Origin of the sequence: Acidocella sp. MX-AZ02 (assembly GCF_000306035.1) — a bacterium.
Classification (GTDB): Bacteria; Pseudomonadota; Alphaproteobacteria; order Acetobacterales; family Acetobacteraceae; genus Acidocella; species Acidocella facilis.
Map to the genome: position 1 here is coordinate 182,687 of NZ_JH976207.1, position 16,908 is coordinate 199,594.

At 66.6% G+C, this 16,908-nt stretch carries 17 protein-coding genes; 9 read left to right on the forward strand and 8 right to left on the reverse strand.

Going from position 1 to position 16,908, the window contains the following annotated elements; translation table 11 throughout:
• Window positions 1–13: 13 nt before the first annotated feature.
• The gene (locus MXAZACID_RS00895; RefSeq protein ID WP_008492114.1) at window positions 14–865 is read right to left on the reverse strand and encodes a hypothetical protein; all 852 of its coding nucleotides are present in this window, start codon (window positions 863–865) and stop codon (window positions 14–16) included.
• A gap of 194 nt (window positions 866–1,059) precedes the next feature.
• Between MXAZACID_RS00895 and MXAZACID_RS00900 the strand changes: the two genes are divergently transcribed.
• Both MXAZACID_RS00900 and MXAZACID_RS00905 read left to right on the forward strand, forming a co-directional pair.
• The gene (locus MXAZACID_RS00900; RefSeq protein ID WP_008492115.1) at window positions 1,060–1,509 is read left to right on the forward strand and encodes a PPC domain-containing DNA-binding protein; all 450 of its coding nucleotides are present in this window, start codon (window positions 1,060–1,062) and stop codon (window positions 1,507–1,509) included.
• A 129-nt stretch (window positions 1,510–1,638) separates the two neighbouring features.
• Window positions 1,639–1,977: a DUF2322 family protein gene (locus MXAZACID_RS00905; RefSeq protein ID WP_205619713.1), complete on the forward strand. Its 339-nt coding sequence runs from the start codon at window positions 1,639–1,641 to the stop codon at window positions 1,975–1,977.
• Window positions 1,978–1,983: 6 nt separating this feature from the next.
• Here MXAZACID_RS00905 and MXAZACID_RS00910 read toward each other — a convergent pair whose 3' ends face one another.
• The 4 genes from MXAZACID_RS00910 to MXAZACID_RS00925 form a co-directional block, all read right to left on the reverse strand.
• Window positions 1,984–3,744, reverse strand: coding sequence for a PAS domain-containing hybrid sensor histidine kinase/response regulator (locus MXAZACID_RS00910; protein WP_008492117.1), 1,761 nt, complete (start codon window positions 3,742–3,744; stop codon window positions 1,984–1,986).
• Window positions 3,744–4,067: a circadian clock KaiB family protein gene (locus tag MXAZACID_RS00915; protein WP_008492118.1), complete on the reverse strand. Its 324-nt coding sequence runs from the start codon at window positions 4,065–4,067 to the stop codon at window positions 3,744–3,746. The genes MXAZACID_RS00910 and MXAZACID_RS00915 overlap by 1 nt, the downstream gene beginning before the upstream one ends.
• On the reverse strand, window positions 4,067–5,761 hold the full coding sequence (gene kaiC / locus MXAZACID_RS00920; RefSeq protein ID WP_008492119.1) for a circadian clock protein KaiC: 1,695 nt from the start codon (window positions 5,759–5,761) through the stop codon (window positions 4,067–4,069). Before kaiC ends, MXAZACID_RS00915 begins: the two co-directional genes overlap by 1 nt.
• A gap of 187 nt (window positions 5,762–5,948) precedes the next feature.
• Complete coding sequence (locus MXAZACID_RS00925) at window positions 5,949–6,413, reverse strand: Lrp/AsnC family transcriptional regulator (protein WP_008492120.1); 465 nt, start codon at window positions 6,411–6,413, stop codon at window positions 5,949–5,951.
• Window positions 6,414–6,548: 135 nt separating this feature from the next.
• Between MXAZACID_RS00925 and alr the strand changes: the two genes are divergently transcribed.
• Both alr and MXAZACID_RS00935 read left to right on the forward strand, forming a co-directional pair.
• Window positions 6,549–7,676 carry an alanine racemase gene (alr, locus tag MXAZACID_RS00930; protein ID WP_008492122.1) on the forward strand — a complete coding sequence of 376 codons (1,128 nt, stop codon included), beginning with the start codon at window positions 6,549–6,551 and terminating at the stop codon, window positions 7,674–7,676.
• A 21-nt stretch (window positions 7,677–7,697) separates the two neighbouring features.
• A complete protein-coding gene (locus MXAZACID_RS00935; RefSeq protein WP_008492123.1) occupies window positions 7,698–8,948 on the forward strand; it encodes a D-amino acid dehydrogenase in 1,251 nt (416 codons plus the stop codon).
• On the opposite strand, the gene MXAZACID_RS00940 is transcribed toward MXAZACID_RS00935, so the two are convergent.
• Window positions 8,939–10,411: an AlkA N-terminal domain-containing protein gene (locus tag MXAZACID_RS00940; protein WP_008492124.1), complete on the reverse strand. Its 1,473-nt coding sequence runs from the start codon at window positions 10,409–10,411 to the stop codon at window positions 8,939–8,941. The genes MXAZACID_RS00935 and MXAZACID_RS00940 overlap by 10 nt on opposite strands.
• Before the next feature lie 144 nt (window positions 10,412–10,555).
• Between MXAZACID_RS00940 and MXAZACID_RS00945 the strand changes: the two genes are divergently transcribed.
• Genes MXAZACID_RS00945 through MXAZACID_RS00960 form a run of 4 tightly spaced genes read left to right on the forward strand, consistent with a single transcriptional unit; the run spans window position 10,556 to window position 13,424 of the window.
• Complete coding sequence (locus tag MXAZACID_RS00945; RefSeq protein WP_270184248.1) at window positions 10,556–11,104, forward strand: methylated-DNA--[protein]-cysteine S-methyltransferase; 549 nt, start codon at window positions 10,556–10,558, stop codon at window positions 11,102–11,104.
• Window positions 11,105–11,140: 36 nt separating this feature from the next.
• Complete coding sequence (locus MXAZACID_RS00950) at window positions 11,141–11,350, forward strand: hypothetical protein (protein WP_008492126.1); 210 nt, start codon at window positions 11,141–11,143, stop codon at window positions 11,348–11,350.
• A 12-nt stretch (window positions 11,351–11,362) separates the two neighbouring features.
• Window positions 11,363–12,367, forward strand: a complete 1,005-nt coding sequence (locus MXAZACID_RS00955; RefSeq protein WP_008492127.1) for a hypothetical protein — start codon at window positions 11,363–11,365, stop codon at window positions 12,365–12,367.
• 55 nt (window positions 12,368–12,422) lie between these two features.
• A complete protein-coding gene (locus MXAZACID_RS00960; RefSeq protein ID WP_039884639.1) occupies window positions 12,423–13,424 on the forward strand; it encodes a rhodanese-related sulfurtransferase in 1,002 nt (333 codons plus the stop codon).
• Between the two features lie 121 nt (window positions 13,425–13,545).
• Here the strand turns inward: MXAZACID_RS00960 and MXAZACID_RS19610 are convergent, their stop codons facing one another.
• A complete protein-coding gene (locus tag MXAZACID_RS19610; RefSeq protein ID WP_008492130.1) occupies window positions 13,546–14,556 on the reverse strand; it encodes a hypothetical protein in 1,011 nt (336 codons plus the stop codon).
• A 266-nt stretch (window positions 14,557–14,822) separates the two neighbouring features.
• Here MXAZACID_RS19610 and MXAZACID_RS00970 point away from each other — a divergent pair, with 266 nt between their 5' ends.
• A complete protein-coding gene (locus tag MXAZACID_RS00970; RefSeq protein WP_008492131.1) occupies window positions 14,823–15,761 on the forward strand; it encodes a bile acid:sodium symporter family protein in 939 nt (312 codons plus the stop codon).
• A gap of 77 nt (window positions 15,762–15,838) precedes the next feature.
• On the opposite strand, the gene MXAZACID_RS19945 is transcribed toward MXAZACID_RS00970, so the two are convergent.
• Window positions 15,839–16,908: OPT family oligopeptide transporter (locus MXAZACID_RS19945; protein WP_008492132.1), on the reverse strand; the 1,070-nt coding region annotated here is incomplete at its 5' end.

Genomic DNA, 16,908 nt, shown 5'->3' on the forward strand with positions numbered 1-16,908 from the left:
TGCAAAACTCCGATCAATCCTCGGGATGGTCGCGCAGCAGCGCCAAAGCGGCGAGGCCCGCCAGGGCCAGGCCGGTGAAGCTGGGCGGGGCGGGGATGGGCGGGCCATCAACCGCGTTCTGCCGCCAGTTGCGCCAGCCGCCCATGGCGCGCGAGACGCCGTAAATGTGAAACCCGACGCCGGCGATGCCGAGCAAAGCGGTCATCCGCAGCCAGAGCCGCGAAAACCAGCGATTCTTGCGGCCATCGCCGAGGGCAGCATTGGCCATCATCGCGGCGGCGGCCGGCGGCATCGTCACCGGCAGCAGCATTGCGGGGTTTTGGAAGGCGCCGCGAAAATGCAGCAACCCGGCCTCGCCGCTGGTGCCAAGCAGGCCGATGGAGGTGACCAGAGACGCCACCCGCCCGGCATTCAGCCCACAGATTTTCGGCGTGGTCCCTGGGTCCGCATCGCGCACACGCTCACCCAGCAGACCGAACAGGCCGGAGAGCAAGATCGCCGCCGGCGCGCCGACCGGGCCGGAATAGAACAGATTTTGCCAGCTCAGCCCGCCAGGCTTTTTCATCGCGTTGTAAATGTGAAAGCCGGTGCCGGCGAGGCCGGTGGCGGCGGTGAGCGCGAAAATCGCTTCCCGCTTGGCATGGCGCTGCTGTTTGTCATCGCCATGGCCATGCAGCGATCCCGCCAGCGCCGCCAGCGAGGTCGCGATCGGCGTCAGCATCGCCGGATTGTGAAACGCCCCGCGATAATGCTCGACCGCGCTGTCCAGCAGCACGGAAGTTGCCAGCATCGCCGCGCCACGGTTGAGACGTTTGGCGGCGAGGACAGCGGGTGTATGGCGCTTGCTTGGGACGGGCGGTTTCATCCGGCCTCCGGCTTGGAAATGGTCCAGGGGATATGGCGCCGAGGAGGCGTGAGAAAATAGACGCGGCCGTTAACATCCGGCCATTTTTGCGGCTTTCGCCCATGCCCCGGTGTGGCGGCTGCCGCAACACACCATCTTCGTAAAAGCCCGCCGCTGTGCAGGCGGCGATCAAGTTCAATTAAAAGGAGATGTCCATGCCAGCGAAATTGCTGCACGAGGCAAATGGTTTGCGGGTTTTCTCAATCGTTCTGAAGACGGGCGAGGACATCATGGAGGCGCTGAATGCGTTCGTGCGCGAGGAACAGGTGGCGGCGGCGCAGATCACCGCCATCGGCGCGTTCAGCGCCGCGATGCTCGGCTATTATGACTGGGCCTCGAAATCTTATTTGAAATTGCCCGTGGATGAGCAGGTCGAGGTCGCGGCTTTGCTGGGCGACGTGGCGTTGGGCGAGGAGGGGGCACCGGTTCTGCATCTGCATTGCGTGCTGGCGCGGCGCGATGGCAGCACCAAGGCCGGGCATCTGCTCTCTGGCACCGTGCGGCCGACACTGGAAATCGTGCTGACCGAAAGCCCCGCGCATCTGCGCAAGACACATGATCCTGAGAGCGGTCTGGCGCTGATCGATCTGCCGCATTCGGATTAAAGCCAGGGCATGAAATGTGACGCGCTGACATCTGTAGTCCCATGCGCGTTCGCGGCTGCTTCGCTTGAGGTGGCTCTCCCTGGCGAAGCGTGATACAGGCCGCCGCGCATTCGAACGGGATGAAGATTTATGCAGGCGATGATCCAACCGGCGGCCTCCTTCAAGAGCAATTTGGCGCAATTGCCCGGCATCGAGGGGGTGAAGCGCATCGAGCTGTTCGATGCCGCCGGGGCGCTGGTGGGCAGCATCGAGAACCAGCCGGGCAAGCAGGGCTCCCTGGCCGTCTATCTCTATCTGCGGCAGCTATTCGGGGCGCTGGATGCCAAGGCGGCGGCGCACGGGCTGGCGGTGTTTGCCGAACATACCGAGGATGCCCGCCAGCGCCCCGGCGCGCATCCGAATATCGACCGGCTGCTGGCGCTGGCGCAGGGCGCGGCCCCGCTGCGCATCGAGGTCATCGCCGCCTGAGAGGCCCTACCGCGCGGCGGGCTGGCTGAGAATATCGCCGATCCGGCGTGACAGCTCTTCCAGACTGAACGGCTTGCTGAGGATTTCGATGGCGTTTTCCAGGCTGCTGTTCAGCACGGATTGCTCCGCATAGCCGGTGATGAACAAGGCCTTCAGCGTCGGCCGGAAGGCGCGCGCGGCATCCACCAGCTGGCGGCCATTGATGCCGCCCGGCAGCCCGACATCGGTGATCAGCAGATTGATTTTCAGATCGGAGCTGAGCATCGCCAGGGCGCTCACCCCATCGCTCGCCTCCAGCGCCTTGTAACCGAGATCGTTCAGCACCTCGGCGACCAGGATGCGCACCGAGGGCTCATCATCCACCACCAGCACGGTCTGGCCGGCGCCGGCGGTCGGGCTGTCCTCGGCCGGGGGGGCGTTCTCAGACGGCAGCGCGTGCCCTTCATGCACCGGCAGATAGATGAACAGCGAGGTGCCGCGCCCGAGTTCGGAGGCGATGTCCACCTGGCCGCCGGATTGCTGCACGAAGCCATAGACCATCGAAAGCCCCAGCCCGGTGCCCGAGCCTTGCGGCTTGGTGGTGAAAAACGGGTCGAACACCCGGCAGAGAAGATCCTCGGGAATGCCAGAGCCGGTATCCGCGACACGCAGCACGATATAGGCCCCAGGGGAGAGCGATTTCGCCTTCGCCGCGTCCTCCTCCAGGACCAGGCTGGAGATATCGATCAGGATCTCGCCGCCCCTGGGCATCGCATCGCGGGCATTGATGCAGAGATTGAGCAGGGCGTTTTCCATCTGCCCGGGGTCGATCAGCACCAGCGGCCCGCCCGGGGCGGCGTTGGTGTGCAGGGTGATTTCGGGGCCGACCGTGCGCTGGATCAGATCCATCATGTCGCCGACCAGATCGGCGAGGTCGGTCGGTTTCGGCGCCAGGGTCTGGCGGCGGGAGAAGGCCAGCAGCCGGTGGGTGAGGGCGGCGGCGCGCCGTGCCGCGTCCTGGGCGATGCCGACATAGCGGTCCACACCCTGCAGCCGCCCCTGGCGCAGCCTGGTCTGCAGCATCTCCAGCCCGGCGGTGATGCCGGTGAGCAGATTGTTGAAATCATGTGCGAGCCCGCCGGTGAGCTGGCCGACCGCTTCCATCTTCTGGCTCTGCCGCAGCGCTTCCTCGACACGCTCGCGTTCCTGGATCTCGGCGCGCAACCGGCGATTGGCCTCCGCCAGCGCCTCGATATGCTGCTTGTGCTGGGTCAGGTCCGTGACCACGCCGCAGAGCAGGTTGAAGCCGCCATCGCTGGGCAAGGGGCTCAGCGACAAGGCCACGGGGACAGGCTGCTCGGGGCGGACCGCGATGGTCAGTTCGCGCCGCGCCCCCTGGCGCAGCGCCTCACCCAGCAGGGCGGGAAACAAAGCGGCATCGGCCGCCAGCGGCACCAGCGTCGCCAGATTGCGGCCGATCAGCGCCTGCTGGTCCGCCGCCAGCATGTCCGCCAGGCGGCGGTTGCAATAGAGAATGGTGCCGGTCTCGTCGAGGGTGAGCGCGCCTTCCTGGATCTCCTCGATCAATACCCGATAGGGCCGGTCGGCGGCGCCGATGGTGTAGACCTCATGCCCCTTGCTTGCATTGGCCATGACGAAGGCATCGATCTCGCCGCGACGGATCGCATCGAGCGTCTCCTCGCTCTCCTGCAGCCTCGCTTCCAACGCCCGGATGCGCGCGGTGAGAGCGGCATGGGCCGGCTCGTGAGCGGGGGGCGCGCCTGTCATCAACCAGCGCTCTTCGGCCTTACATCCAACCCAACCAGAACCTTATCCGTGTTCGACAGATCGCCGATGATGCGCTTCAGCGGCGCCGGCAGCTTCCTGACCAGCGTGGGGATGGCGAGGATCTGGTCCCCCGCCGCCAGGCGCGGATTCTGGATCAGATCGATCACCTCGATCTCATAGCGCCCGGACAGATGCTCCTCGCACACCTTTTTCAGGTTGGAGAGCGCGGTCAGGGATTTGCTGGTCTGCCCGGCGACGTAAAGCCGCAGATGATAATGTTCCGGATCGTCCAGCATCGGGTTGGTCTCGTCGTCATGTTCCATTACGAATATCCACGCATATGGGCTTGAATTTCGCGGTCCAGCCGCAGCTTGTCCTCGCGCGCATCGGCTTCGGAGAGCCGGATGGTCTCCTCCAGCTCCTCGCTCTCCAGGGCCGCGCGCAATTCCTCGATCTGGCTCTCCAGCGCGGCCCGCCTTCGGACCACCTCGCGGCGGCGCTGCTCGGTCTCCTGCTCGCGGCGCAGCTTGGCGGCGGCCTCGCGCGCCACCTGGGTGATCCGCGCGGTGCCGGTCATTACACCTTCAGGACCGACATAGGGTTCGATCAGCGCGATGCCAGCATGGCTGATCTGATATTCGCGCACCTGGTTGGAATGGCCCATGCCGCGCGCCTTGATCACGTAGAGCGTGCGGTTCAGCTCGCCATTCGCCTCGTCATTTTCGAGCTTGACCCAGGCATCCATCAGCGAGGAGAGGCCGGTTTCGGTATCATCCATCATCCCGCCATCGCTGCGCAGCGTGGTGAATAGCCCGGTGATGCCGCGGCTCTTGAGCAGATCGATCATCCGCAGCAGCGTCGCGTGCACTTCGGCGAGGGGGCCGCGAAAGGCGCTGATCGGGTCGATGATGACGACATGCGGGTCGAATTGCTGCAAATCCCGGTTCATCCGCGCCAGATGCATCTCCAGCCCGAACAGGCTGGGGCGGGAAGCCTCGAAGCGCAGCAGCCCCGATTGCACATGCTGGCCCAGCTCCAGCCCGTAGGAGCGGGCATTGCGCAGGATCTCGTCAGCACTTTCCTCGAAGGCGAAATACAGGCAGCGCTCGCCGCGCGCGCAGGCGGCGGCGGCGAAATGCGCGGAAAAGGCGGTTTTGCCGGTGCCGGCGACGCCCGAGACCAGCACGCTGGAGCCACGGTAAAACCCATTCTTGCCCAGCATCGCATCCAGCCCGGGCACGCCGGAGGAGGCGATTTCATCCGAGGCCGGGCGGTGCAGGCCCGAGGAGGTGACCGGCAGCACGCTGATCCCGCCAGTATCGATCAGGAATGGATATTCATTGGTGCCATGCGCGGAGCCGCGATATTTGACCACACGCAGCCGGCGGGTGGTGATCTGATCGACCACCCGGTTATCCAGCAGCACCACGCAGTCGGAGACATATTCCTCCAGACCCTGGCGGGTGAGCTGGCCATCGCCGCGCTCGCCGGTGATGATGGCGGTCAGCCCGCGCTCCTTCAGCCAGCCAAACAGCCGGCGTAGCTCGGCGCGCAGCAGGGCCTGGTCGGTAAAGCCGGAAAACAGCGTCTCGATCGTATCCAGCACCACCCGCTTGGCGCCGATGGACTCCACCGCGAAGCCGATGCGCAGGAACAGCCCTTCCAGGTCGTATTCGCCGTTTTCCTCGATCTCGCTGGGGTCGACCCGGATATGGTCGATGGCGAGCTTGCCCTCCTCGATCAGCGTCTCCAGCTCATAGCCGAGCGAGGCGACATTGGCGGCGAGATCCTCCGCGCGCTCCTCGAAGCTGACAAACACGCCCGGCTCGTCGAACCTCGTGGCGCCATTGACCAGAAAGGTGGTGGCGAAGAGCGTCTTGCCGCAGCCGGCGGCGCCGCAGACCAGGCTCGGCCGTCCCGTCGGCAAGCCGCCCAGCGTGATCTCGTCGAACCCGGAAATGCCGGTCCGTGTCTTGGCCAGGCCGGCCGGCATGGCGGCGTGATCGGAGGAAGGCATGCTCGGCGTGGTCTCCACCTGAAGGGTTAAGCGTGACTCATGCTGCTGAACCGGCGGCCGCGTGACGTTTCTGCGCACAAAGGTAAGTCATACTGATGTTCATGAAGCTTGGAAATATAGCGTTTCGATAAGTTAATTCCGATGCAATTTGCCCGCTTCGCCGCGACATGGCGCAACGGGAGCAATGTCAGCGCCGGCCCTTTGGACGGGTAGCCAGGACGTTCTTGATCGAAAAGCTGGAATGGATGCGCAGCACCCCCGGCAGGGTGGAGAGAATCTCTTTATGGATCCGCTCGAACTCGCCGGCATTGGCGACCTCGACCCGCAGGAAATAATCCGAGCCGCCGGTCATCAGATAGCATTCCTGGATTTCGGGATGTTTGCGCACCGCCGCCTCGAAGCGGTTGAGATAATCCTCGGTCTGGCGCTCCAGCGTGATATTGATCAGCACCGCGATGCCCTGATGGGCGGCCCCGGGCTCGACCAGCGCGGTATAGCCGCGAATGACCCCCGCCGCCTCCAGCAGCTTCACCCGGCGCAGGCAGGCGGAGGCGGAGAGCCCGACCTCCTGCGCCAGCTGGGCGTTGCTGATGCGGGCATTCACCCGCAGCAGGCGAAGGATATTGCGGTCGATGGCGTCTTGGGTGGACATGCAGAACCTTCCATTTCTTCGTCGATTCTATCAAAAATTCGCAAATCGCAAAATATTCCGGCGCAATATGGCGGGAAGCGGCATGATTGTTGCGTTAAGCTCCACAGCTCATTCCAACCTTTCGGCGGATGCACGATGGACAGTCTCGGATGGACCAGCGCCCAGGCGGCGGACGCGACCGGATATCCCGGTCTGTTGACGATCGATCTTGGCGCCCTGCGCCGGAATTATGAGCAGCTTTGCGCGCTGGCGGCCCCGGCCGAGGTGGCGGCGGTGGTGAAGGCCAATGCTTACGGGCTGGGGGTGGCGCCGGTGGCGCGCACGCTGCTGGCGGCCGGATGCCGGCAGTTCTTCGTCGCCCAGCTGGGCGAGGCGCTGGCGCTGCGCCCGCTTTTGCCCGAGGCGGCGCGCCTGTACGTGCTGAACGGGCTGCTGCCGGGCACCGCCTCCATTTTTGCCGCGCACAATCTCATCCCGGTGCTGAACGCGCCGGAGCAGCTCGAAGCCTGGCAGGCCCAGGCCCGCGCCTGCGGGCGGCGGCTGCCGGCGATCTTGCAGTTCGATACCGGCATGTCGCGCTTCGGCGTGGCACCGCAGGCGCGGGCTTCGTTCCGTGCCGCGCTGGCGGCGGCGCCGGAGATTGAGGCGCTGTATGTGATGAGCCATCTCGCCTCGGCGGATGAGCCGGATGCCGCGCAAAATGCCAGCCAGCGCGCCGAGATGCTGAAAATCGCCGCCGAGTTCGCGCCGCTGCCGGTCTGTTTCGGCAATTCCGGCGGGGTGCTGATGGGGGCGGATTTCCATGGCGCGCTGGTGCGCCCCGGCATCGCGCTCTATGGCGGCGCCCCGCATGCCGGGCGGGTGGGGCCGATGGCGCCGGTGGTCGGGCTCTCGCTTTCTGTCGCGCAGATCCGCGAGGTGCCAGAGGGCGCCTTGATCGGCTATAGCGCCACCTACCGCGCGGCGGCGCCGATGCGCCTGGCCGTGCTCGCCGCCGGCTATGCCGATGGCTTGCCGCGTGCCTTGAGCGGGCGCGGCGCCGCCTATTATGGCGGGATCCGGCTGCCGATGGTCGGACGGCTCTCGATGGATAGCCTGATCGTCGATATCACCCACCTGCCCGAGGGCGCGCTCGCCCCTGGCGATCTGGTCGAGATGATCGGCCCCCATCAAAGCCTGGAGCAGCTCGCCGCCGATGCCGGCACCATCTCTTATGAAATCCTCACCAGCCTCGGCCAGCGTTATCGCCGGGTCTATCTCTGAATCGCGAAACGGAAGAACGGCATGAAGATCACTGTTCTCGGCGCCGGCGTTGTCGGCGTCACCACCGCCTACCAGCTGGCGAAATCCGGCCATGAGGTCACGGTCATCGACCGCCAGCCCGGCCCGGCTCTGGAAACCAGCCATGCCAATGCCGGCCAGGTCTCCTTCGGCTATTGCGGCCCCTGGGCGGCGCCAGGGATTCCGCTGAAGGCGCTGAAATGGCTGTTCCAGGAACATGCCCCGCTGATCCTGCGGCCGAAGGCGGACCCGGCCATGCTCTCCTGGCTGGTGCAGATGCTGGCCAATTGCTCCACCGGCCGCTACGCCGTGAATAAAGGCCGCATGCTGCGCCTGGCCGATCTCAGCCGCGAGGCGCTGGCGCAGGTGCGCGCCGAAACCGGCATTGATTACGATGCACGCATGCGCGGCACCGTGCAGCTTTTTCGCACCGATGAGCAGATGGAAGCCTCGGCCAAGGATGTGAAGGCGCTGAAAGCCGATGGCGTCGCCTTCGAGATTCTCGATGCCGAAGGCTGCGCGCGGGTGGAGCCGGCGCTGGCGGCCGTGCGCCACAAGATCAAAGGCGGGCTGCTCACCCCGAATGACGAAACCGGCGATTGCTTCAAATTCACCAACGCGCTGGCCAAGCAGGCCGAGGCGCTGGGCGTGGTGTTCCAGTATAACACCGAAATCAAGGATGTGCTGACGGAAGCTGGCAAGATTACCGGCGTGCTCACCGGCGCCGGCGCCCAGAAGGCCGACAGCGTGGTGATGTGCATGGGCAGCTTCTCGCCCTTCATGGTCAAGCGCTTCGGCATCAAGCTGCCGGTCTATCCGGTGAAGGGCTATTCGCTGACCATCCCCATCATCGATGAAAGCCGCGCGCCGGTTTCAACCGTGCTCGATGAAACCTACAAGATCGCGATCACGAGGCTGGGCGAGCGGATCCGTGTCGGCGGCATGGCGGAGATTTCCGGCTACACCACGGACCTGCCGGAAGCGCGCCGGCGCACGCTGGAGCTCTCAGTCACCGATCTGTTCCCCGGCGGCGATCTGTCGCGGGCGCAATTCTGGACCGGGCTGCGGCCGATGACGCCGGATGGCACGCCGGTGATCGGCAAGACCAGGATCGAGGGGCTGTATCTGAATACCGGCCATGGCACGCTGGGCTGGACGATGAGCTGCGGCTCCGCCCGCCACATCGCCCAGCTGGTCGGCAACGGCAAGACGGATCTGGACGCCGCCGATTACGAGGTGGCGCGCTACGGCTGACAAAGCGCGATCGCCTCGGGATGCGACCAGATATGCAGCGTCGCGTAGCTGCGCCAGGGCCGCCAGCCCGCCGCCGCCGCTTCGATCTGTTTCCAGGGTTGCCGGCCGAATTGATTGCGGATCGCGATATCCTCGTGCGGAAACGCGTCCGGCCAATGCAGCGCGCGCATCGCGATATATTGCGCCGTCCAGGGGCCGATGCCGGGCAGGGCGCTCAAGGCGGCGATGGTTTTTTCAGCCGGCAGGCCGGATCGCAGATCGAGCCCGCCAGCGGCGATCGCGCGTGAGAGCGCGATCAGGCCGGCGGCGCGGTTGCGGATGATGCCGAGTGCTGCGATGTCATCGATCGTCGCGTCGCCCAGGGTCTGTGGCGTCGGCGCCAGCAAATTCAGTGCCTCGAACGGGGTGGCGAGTGGCGTGCCGAAGCGCGCCGCCAGGCGGCCGGCCAGGGTGGTCGCGGCTTTCACGGTGATCTGCTGGCCGAGGATCGCGCGCAGCGCCATCTCATGGCCATCGAAGGCGCCGGGCACGCGCAGGCCGGGATTGCGCGCCACGATCAGCGCCAGCCGCGCATCGCGCAGCAACTGGCCGGAAATGATGTCCGGCCGCGCATCGAGGTCGAACAGATCCCGCAACCGCCCGAGCAGGGCCGGCAGCACGGGGGTGAGGCTGTGCGGGAATTCGACCAGCAGCTCATCGCTTGGCGCGCGCTGCGTCACCTTGACCCAGCCGACAGAGCCGCCAAGCCGCACGGTGCGGGCATAAAAATCCGGGGTGACATGCTCCACCCCCTTGATCATCCGCCCGGCGAGGAAGGCGAGCACGCCGTGCCAATCATAAGGCGGCCGGTAGGCGAGGCGCAGCCGCGCGCAGGCCTGCGCCGCGATGCCGGGGGAGGGCGTGGCAGCCTCCCGGCGCAGGCGCGAGGGCGGCATGCGATAATGCCGGCTGAACGCATCGTTGAAGCGCCGCAATGAGGAAAAGCCGCTGGCGAAGGCGATCTGGGTCACCGGCAGGCTGGTTTCCGTCAGCAATTGCTTGGCCAGCAGCAGGCGCTTGCTCTGCAGCAACTCCATCGGCGAGAGGCCGAGCTGGGCCTGCATGATCCGCCTGATCTGGCGCGGGCTGAGCTCGAATTGCGCGGCAATCTGCGCCAAATTTGTACCAAGCCCGATATCGCCGGTTTCGATCCTCTGCGCGATCAGATGCGCGATGCGCTGCGCGTCATCCACCGGCGCCGCCCCCGGCGCCAGCTCCGGGCGGCAGCGCAGGCAAGGCCGGAAACCGGCTTTTTCCGCCTGCCCGGCGGTTTGGAAAAAGCGGCAATTGCGCGCGGTTGGGGTTTTGGCCGGGCAGATCGGCCGGCAATAGATGCGCGTGGAGGTGACGCCGACATAGAAGATGCCGTCGAAGCGTGGGTCGCGCGTGGTCAGCGCCTGGTAGGCCGCCTGGTTTTCGATCATCCTCTCCACCCGGATTGGCTTGAGCGGGAAGCATAGCGCGCCAAGCGCCGGCCGCTAGCCATTTTCGGACATCGCGCCGGCCCCCGCCACGATGTCCGAAAATGGCCAGCCTGATCGCGCCTGGGGCGGTAGGAAGGCGGCGTGATGCAGGAAAGGGCAGGAGAGATGGGCTATCTGTTCAGCGTGATCGACTCACCGGTCGGGGCGTTGCGGCTCGTCGGCAGCGCGGCGGGGCTGGCGGGCGTGCTGTGGGCGCGGGAGCTGCCGGCGCGGGTGCCGCATCTGCACGCCGCGCGGCAGGACGCAACGCATCCGCTGCTATGCCGCGCGGCGGTGCAGCTGAACGAATATTTTCAAGGACGCCGCACCATATTCGACATTCCCTTGGATTTCGTCGGTACGCCGTTTCAGCTGCGGGTCTGGACCGCGCTGACCCGCATCCCCTTTGGCGAGACCCGCAGCTATGGAGACATCGCCCGCGCCATCGGCGCGCCCGCGGCGGTGCGGGCGGTGGGGGCGGCGAATGGCCGCAACCCGGTTTCGATCATCGCCGCCTGTCATCGTGTCATCGGCGCCAATGGCAGCCTGACAGGCTTCGCCGGCGGGCTGGAGGCGAAAGCCTATCTGCTCCGCCATGAAGCCACCCGGCTTGCCGCCGCCAGCCTTAAACCGCACTTAACCGGCCAGGCTTAGAACCCTCTCAGTCTTTACCGAGGGAGGAATTCATCGATGTCCATACCGGCAATCTCCGATCCGAAATGGCGGAGCGCGCTGACGGGGGCCGAGCCGAAGGTCAATTCGCTCGCCACCAAATTGCTGCTGTCGCGGCTTCGCGAGGAGGTGCGGCACAATCCCTCCGGTATCGGCCGCGCGGCCGCGGAACTCCATGAATTTTTCGCCAACAACGCCTTCGCGGCGCGCGATCTCGTGAATCTTTAAGGAATCAAGCCGATGTTGAATCAATTCATCTCAACCGCGCAGGCGGGCCGGCTGATCGAAAGCGGCGCCGTCCTGTTCGTGGCCGGCAGCGGCCAGGCGCTGGCCAGCCTGCCCAAGGGCCGTTGGATCGGCGGGTCGACCCCGTATTTCATGACCCCCGATGGCGGCATGGTGGATCACGAGCATGTCTTCTGCACGGTGGTGGAGGGCGCGCAGGATATGCGCATCGCCGTGGTGCGCGAGGATGATCTGCAGGCGATTGTCAGGGACCGGCTGCCATCCAGCTTTTCCTATGTGCTGATCCCGGCCTTCACCGGCGTGCATAAACGCTTCGCGCTGGAGGCGCCGGGGCTGCCGAAGCTCTATGAGCAGCCGCTGGTCGGCTGGGTGACAGGGGTGGAGCTGACCGAGCTGGGCAAGGTCCGCCCCTCGGTCGTCGATGGCGCCACCGGTCAAATCCATGAGGATGCCGGGCTGGTCATGCATGTCGGGCTGAGCCAGGATGCCTTCGCCGAGGCGGATATCGTCAATCTGTTCACGCAAGGCTCTGGCCCGGACATCGTGTTTCCCGAAACCGGCTTTTCCGCTTCGCAGTGCGAGGTGGATGGCAAGCGCGTGGATTTCGCCAGCTGGCTGCGCGAGCAGGAGGTCGATACCAGCCTGCCGCTGGTCTCCTCCTATGCCGGGGCGATGATCAATGTCTCCTTCCAGGCGCTGTTGCCCGATCAGGTGGAGTTCTACGCGCCGGTGGTGGCGGGGCGGGCCTACCGGCTGGCCGCGCCGGTCGGGGATTATGCCGAGGCTTATGGCAGCTATTGCACCGGCCTGCATGCGCAGGGCGCCGGCAAGGCGCTCTCCTTCAACTGCATCCTGAATTATCAATATGCGGCGTTGCAGGGGCGCACCACGGGCGGCTTCATCGGCCCGGTGACGTTCGGGGAGATCGCCTATATCCTGCTCAACCAGACGCTGGTGCGGCTGGATCTGGGTTCGGCGCAACTCGGCGCCGCCGCCTGAGACGATGACCGGCCGCCCTCATGACGGGGGCGGCCTGGCGTGCTAGGGGCGGCGGATGGCAGATATGGTTCAGCCCCACCCCGTCCCGCCCGCCGGTACTGACCTGCCTGTCAGCGTCGCGGCCTTGTATAAATTCGCGCCGTTCGAGGATTGCGCGTCCATCCGCGATGAAGTGCTGGCGCGCTGCCTGGCGCTGGGTATCAAGGGCACGCTCATCCTCGCGCCGGAGGGGATCAACGGCACCATCGCCGGTGAGGATGCGGCGCTGGCCCAGGCCGTGGCCGCGTTGCGGGCCTTGCCGGGCTGCGCGGAGATGGAGGTGAAGTTCGCGCGCGCCGCCACCATGCCCTTTCACCGGATGAAGGTGCGGATCAAGCGTGAAATCGTCACCATGGGCGAGAAGGGGATCGATCCGCGCGCCAGCGTCGGCCGCTATGTCGCGCCGGCGGACTGGAACGCGCTGATTTCCGAGCCGGATGTCATCTTGATCGACACCCGCAATGATTACGAGGTCGAGATCGGCAGCTTCAAAGGCGCGATCAATCCGCGCACCCGCAGCTTCAGCGATTTCCCCGCCTGGTTCCGGGCGCAGCGCGACCGGCTGCTGGGCGAGGGGCGGACGCCGAAAGTCGCGATGTTCTGCACCGGCGGTATACGCTGCGAGAAATCCACCGCCTTCCTGAAACAGGAAGGCGTGGAGGCGGTGTTTCATCTGCAGGGCGGGATTCTGAAATATCTGGAAGAGGTGCGCGCGCAGGATAGTCTGTGGGAAGGCGAATGTTTCGTGTTCGACCAGCGCGTGGCGGTCGGCCATGGGCTGGCGCCGGGGCGCTTTGGCCTCTGCCATGCCTGCCGCCGCCCGGTGAGCGCGGCGGACCAGGCCTCGCCGCTGTTCGAATCAGGGGTGAGCTGCCCGCATTGCCATGCCGAACGCAGTGACGCCCAGCGCGCCCGCTATCGTGAGCGGCACCATCAGGAAGCCTTGGCGCAGGCGCGTGGCGCGGCGCATGTCGGCGCCAGTCTGGCGCCTCAGGCCGCCCGTTTCACCCCGGAATAGACCCGGAACACAGCGCCCGCGCCATTGACGCCCTGGGCGTGATTAGCGTGCGCGACGGCCAACGCCCAGGCTCCAGGGCCCCAGGCGGCGTGAGGTGGCGTGGCGGGGCTGGTCGTCCGGTTCAGGGCGTGGCGGCGTTGCTGCTGGCCGCGCCGGTGCTGGGGGCGCTGCTGGTGGTAGCGCTGGAGCTGGAACTGCCCGTGCCGGTGCTGGCGGCCGGCGCGGTGGCGCTTCTGCTTGGTGTCGCCGTGCTGCTGGCCGGGGCGGGCTGGGTTGGGCTCGTCGCATCGGGCAGCGCCGAGCTTGAGGTTGTCACCGCACCATTATTGCTGGGCTGAGGGACGGGCTTAGGGGAGCTGGCGCTGCCCGTTGCCGCCGCGCCACCTGCCGCCATGTTCGCCGCTGTCGCACTTGCGGGCGTGGCGCTGGTCGGCGTGGCGCTGGCCGGGCTGGTGCCGGTGGAGGAAGTACCGGCGGGTGTCGGGGTGGCGGTGCTGGCCGTGCCGGTGGCCTGCGCCGGGCTGGCTGCCGTTGCTGGCACGGGTGCTGACGTGGCTGCTGGCGTGGGCGCTGCCGGGAGCGCGGGGAGCGGCGTGGCGGTGATGGTGGCGGGTTTCGGCGGGGTGGCGGCGGGTTTTGCCGGGGCGGGGCTGGGCACCGGCACGGTATAATCCGGCACGATGCGCGCCTGCTTGCTGCCATTGATCACCAGCACGTGCTGCCCGATGGCCAGCGCCGTCTTGCTGGTCTGGGTGACCGACACCAGCGCGTTATTGGTCTCCTGGACGATATATTCCCAGCCTTTGGTGGCCTGCACCGCCTGCTGCGCCGCGGCGCCGCCAACCCCGCCGACCAGCGCGCCGCCGATGGCGCCCAGCGCGTTCAGCCCGGCCGAGTTGCTGAATTGCGTTCCCGCGACCCCACCGGCGGCGGCACCGGCGGTGGCCCCCACCGTGCCGTCGGGCGAAATCACCACCTGCCGCACCCCGATGATCACCCCGCGCTGCACCTGCGCCTCCTGCTGGGCGGCGGCGGCGGCATAGGTATTGGGGGAGTAGCTCTGATGGCACCCGGCGAGGGGCAACAGGATGAGGCCGGGCAGAAGACGGGACTTCGATATCAGACGGCGCAAGGCTGAGATCCATGGTTTGAGGGGGCTTGAGGGCGGAGCGCCCGCCAATTTAGCCGCTGCGGCGTGGCCTGTCACGCGGGCCGGGCGGCGGCGGGCCCCGGCCGGCGCTCGTCCCGCCCGCCACATTAACGCGCCGTTATGACGGAAATGGTCAGCAGACGCGCCTTTTTCCTGTTTTCCGTTCAAGCTGATCCAGCTAAGCGACATTTTCTGTCTTGTGTCATTTTGTAAACCCTGCCTTCGCGGGGTCTTGGTTGGAGAGTCCGATGCGTGCCGTCACCCGCCTGTTTCCGCTTTGGGCGATCCTGATCGCCGCCGCCGCCTTCCTGGCTCCGTCCTCCTTCACCCCGATCCTGCCTTGGGTGACGCTGCTGCTCGGGCTGATTATGTTCGCCATGGGCGTGACGCTGACCCCGGCGGATTTCCGCCGCGTGGCGCAGAAGCCCGGGCCGGTGCTGGCCGGGCTCGGGCTGCATTACCTCATCATGCCGCTGGCCGCCTTCATCATCGCCAAGCTGCTCGGGCTGCCGCCGCAACTCGCCATCGGCATGATCCTGGTCGGCTCGGTCGCCAGCGGTACCTCCTCCACCGTGATGGTCTATCTCGCCGGCGGCGATGTCGCGCTTTCGGTGACGATCAGCGCCGTCTCCACCCTGGTCGGCGTCGTCGCCACGCCGCTGCTGGTGCAGCTCTACGCCACCCATGGCATCCAGGTGAATGTGATGGGGCTGCTGATCAGCATCGTGAAAATCGTGCTGGTGCCGGTGGCGCTGGGTGTGGCCGTCAACGTGCTGGCGCATCGGCTGGTGCGGCGGGTGGAGCCGGTGCTGCCGCTGTTTTCCATGGTTGCCATCCTGCTGATCATCGCCGCCGTGGTGGCGGGCACCGCGCATGCCATCGCCGCGGTCGGGCCGATCGTGCTGCTGGCGGTGGTGCTGCATAACGGCACCGGCTATCTCGGCGGCTATTGGGGCGGGCGGCTGCTGGGCTTCGATGAGAGCGTCTGCCGCACCTTGGCCTTCGAGGTGGGGATGCAGAATTCCGGCCTCGCGGCGACATTGGGCAAGCTCTATTTCACCCCGCTGGCGGCGCTGCCCGGGGCGATCTTCTCGGTCTGGCACAATATCTCCGGCTCGCTGCTGGCGGGCTTTTGGAGTGCCAGGCGGGCGCGCCAGGAGAGGCTGGCGCCAGCGCCGCAGGCCTAAGCAAGCGCCGCAGACCTGAGTCAGCGCGTCAGGCCTGAAACCGCAAAAGCCCGGGCAGTGCCCGGGCTTTTTTGTGGTCACGCCTGGCGCAGCACCCAGCGATAGAGCCAGAACAGCGCGCCGGCGAAAACGATCCCGCCCAGCCAGAGTGCCGGCGTCGCAAACCCGGCCCCCACCAGCGCCACCGGCGCCTGATTGCCGCTGAACGCCACCAGCCCGGCAAACAGCACCGCCAGCAGGCTCTCGCCCACGATCAACCCCGAGGCCAGCAGCACGCCGAGCTGGCGCGCCATCTGCGGATTGCGGCTCTTGCCGGCTTTGCGGTCGAACACTGCCCCGGCGATGGCGCCCAGAATGATCATCAGCGTCGTCGAGACCGGCAGATAGATGCCAAGCCCCACCGCCAGCGGCGGCAGGCGCGGCCCCTTCGCCACCGCCCCCAGCAGCTCGTCCAGAATGATGATGGCGACGCCGATGCCCGCCCCCAGCGCGATCAGCCCCCAGGGCAGCGAGCCGGTGATGACGCCCTTGGCCAAGGCCGAGATCAGCCCGGCCTGCGGGGCCGCCAGAGCCGTCGCCGGATTGGCCCCCGGCGCGCCGAGGAAGCCGTAAGTATGCTGCAGCAGGTTCAGCACCGGCGGAATCACCACCGCCCCGGCCAGCACGCCGATCACCAGCGCCCATTGCTGCAAGGCCGGGGTGGCGTCCACCAGCTGCCCGGTTTTCAGATCCTGCAGATTATCGTTGGAGATGGTGGCCACCGCGAAGACGATGGTGGTGATGAACAAGGCGAACCCGACCAGCGCCTGCGCCGCCCCCGGCGGCAGCAAGGGCTTCACCCCGACCACCAGCAGCAGGGCCGCCATCAGCACCACCAGAATCCCAACCCCCGAGAGCGGGCTGTTGGAGGAGCCGATCAGCCCGGCCATATAGCCGCACACCGCCGCGACGACGAGGCTGAGCACCAGCACGAACACCACCCCGCCCAGCACCAGCGGCAATGTAGCCGCCCCCAGCCCGCTGGCGATGGCGAAATGCCAGAGCAGATAGGCGATCGGCAGCAGGCAGAGCAGCGCGATCAGCCCGACCATGGCGATCGGCATGTCATGCTCGCTGCGCGGCAGATCCTGCAGCCTGCCTTCGCGCC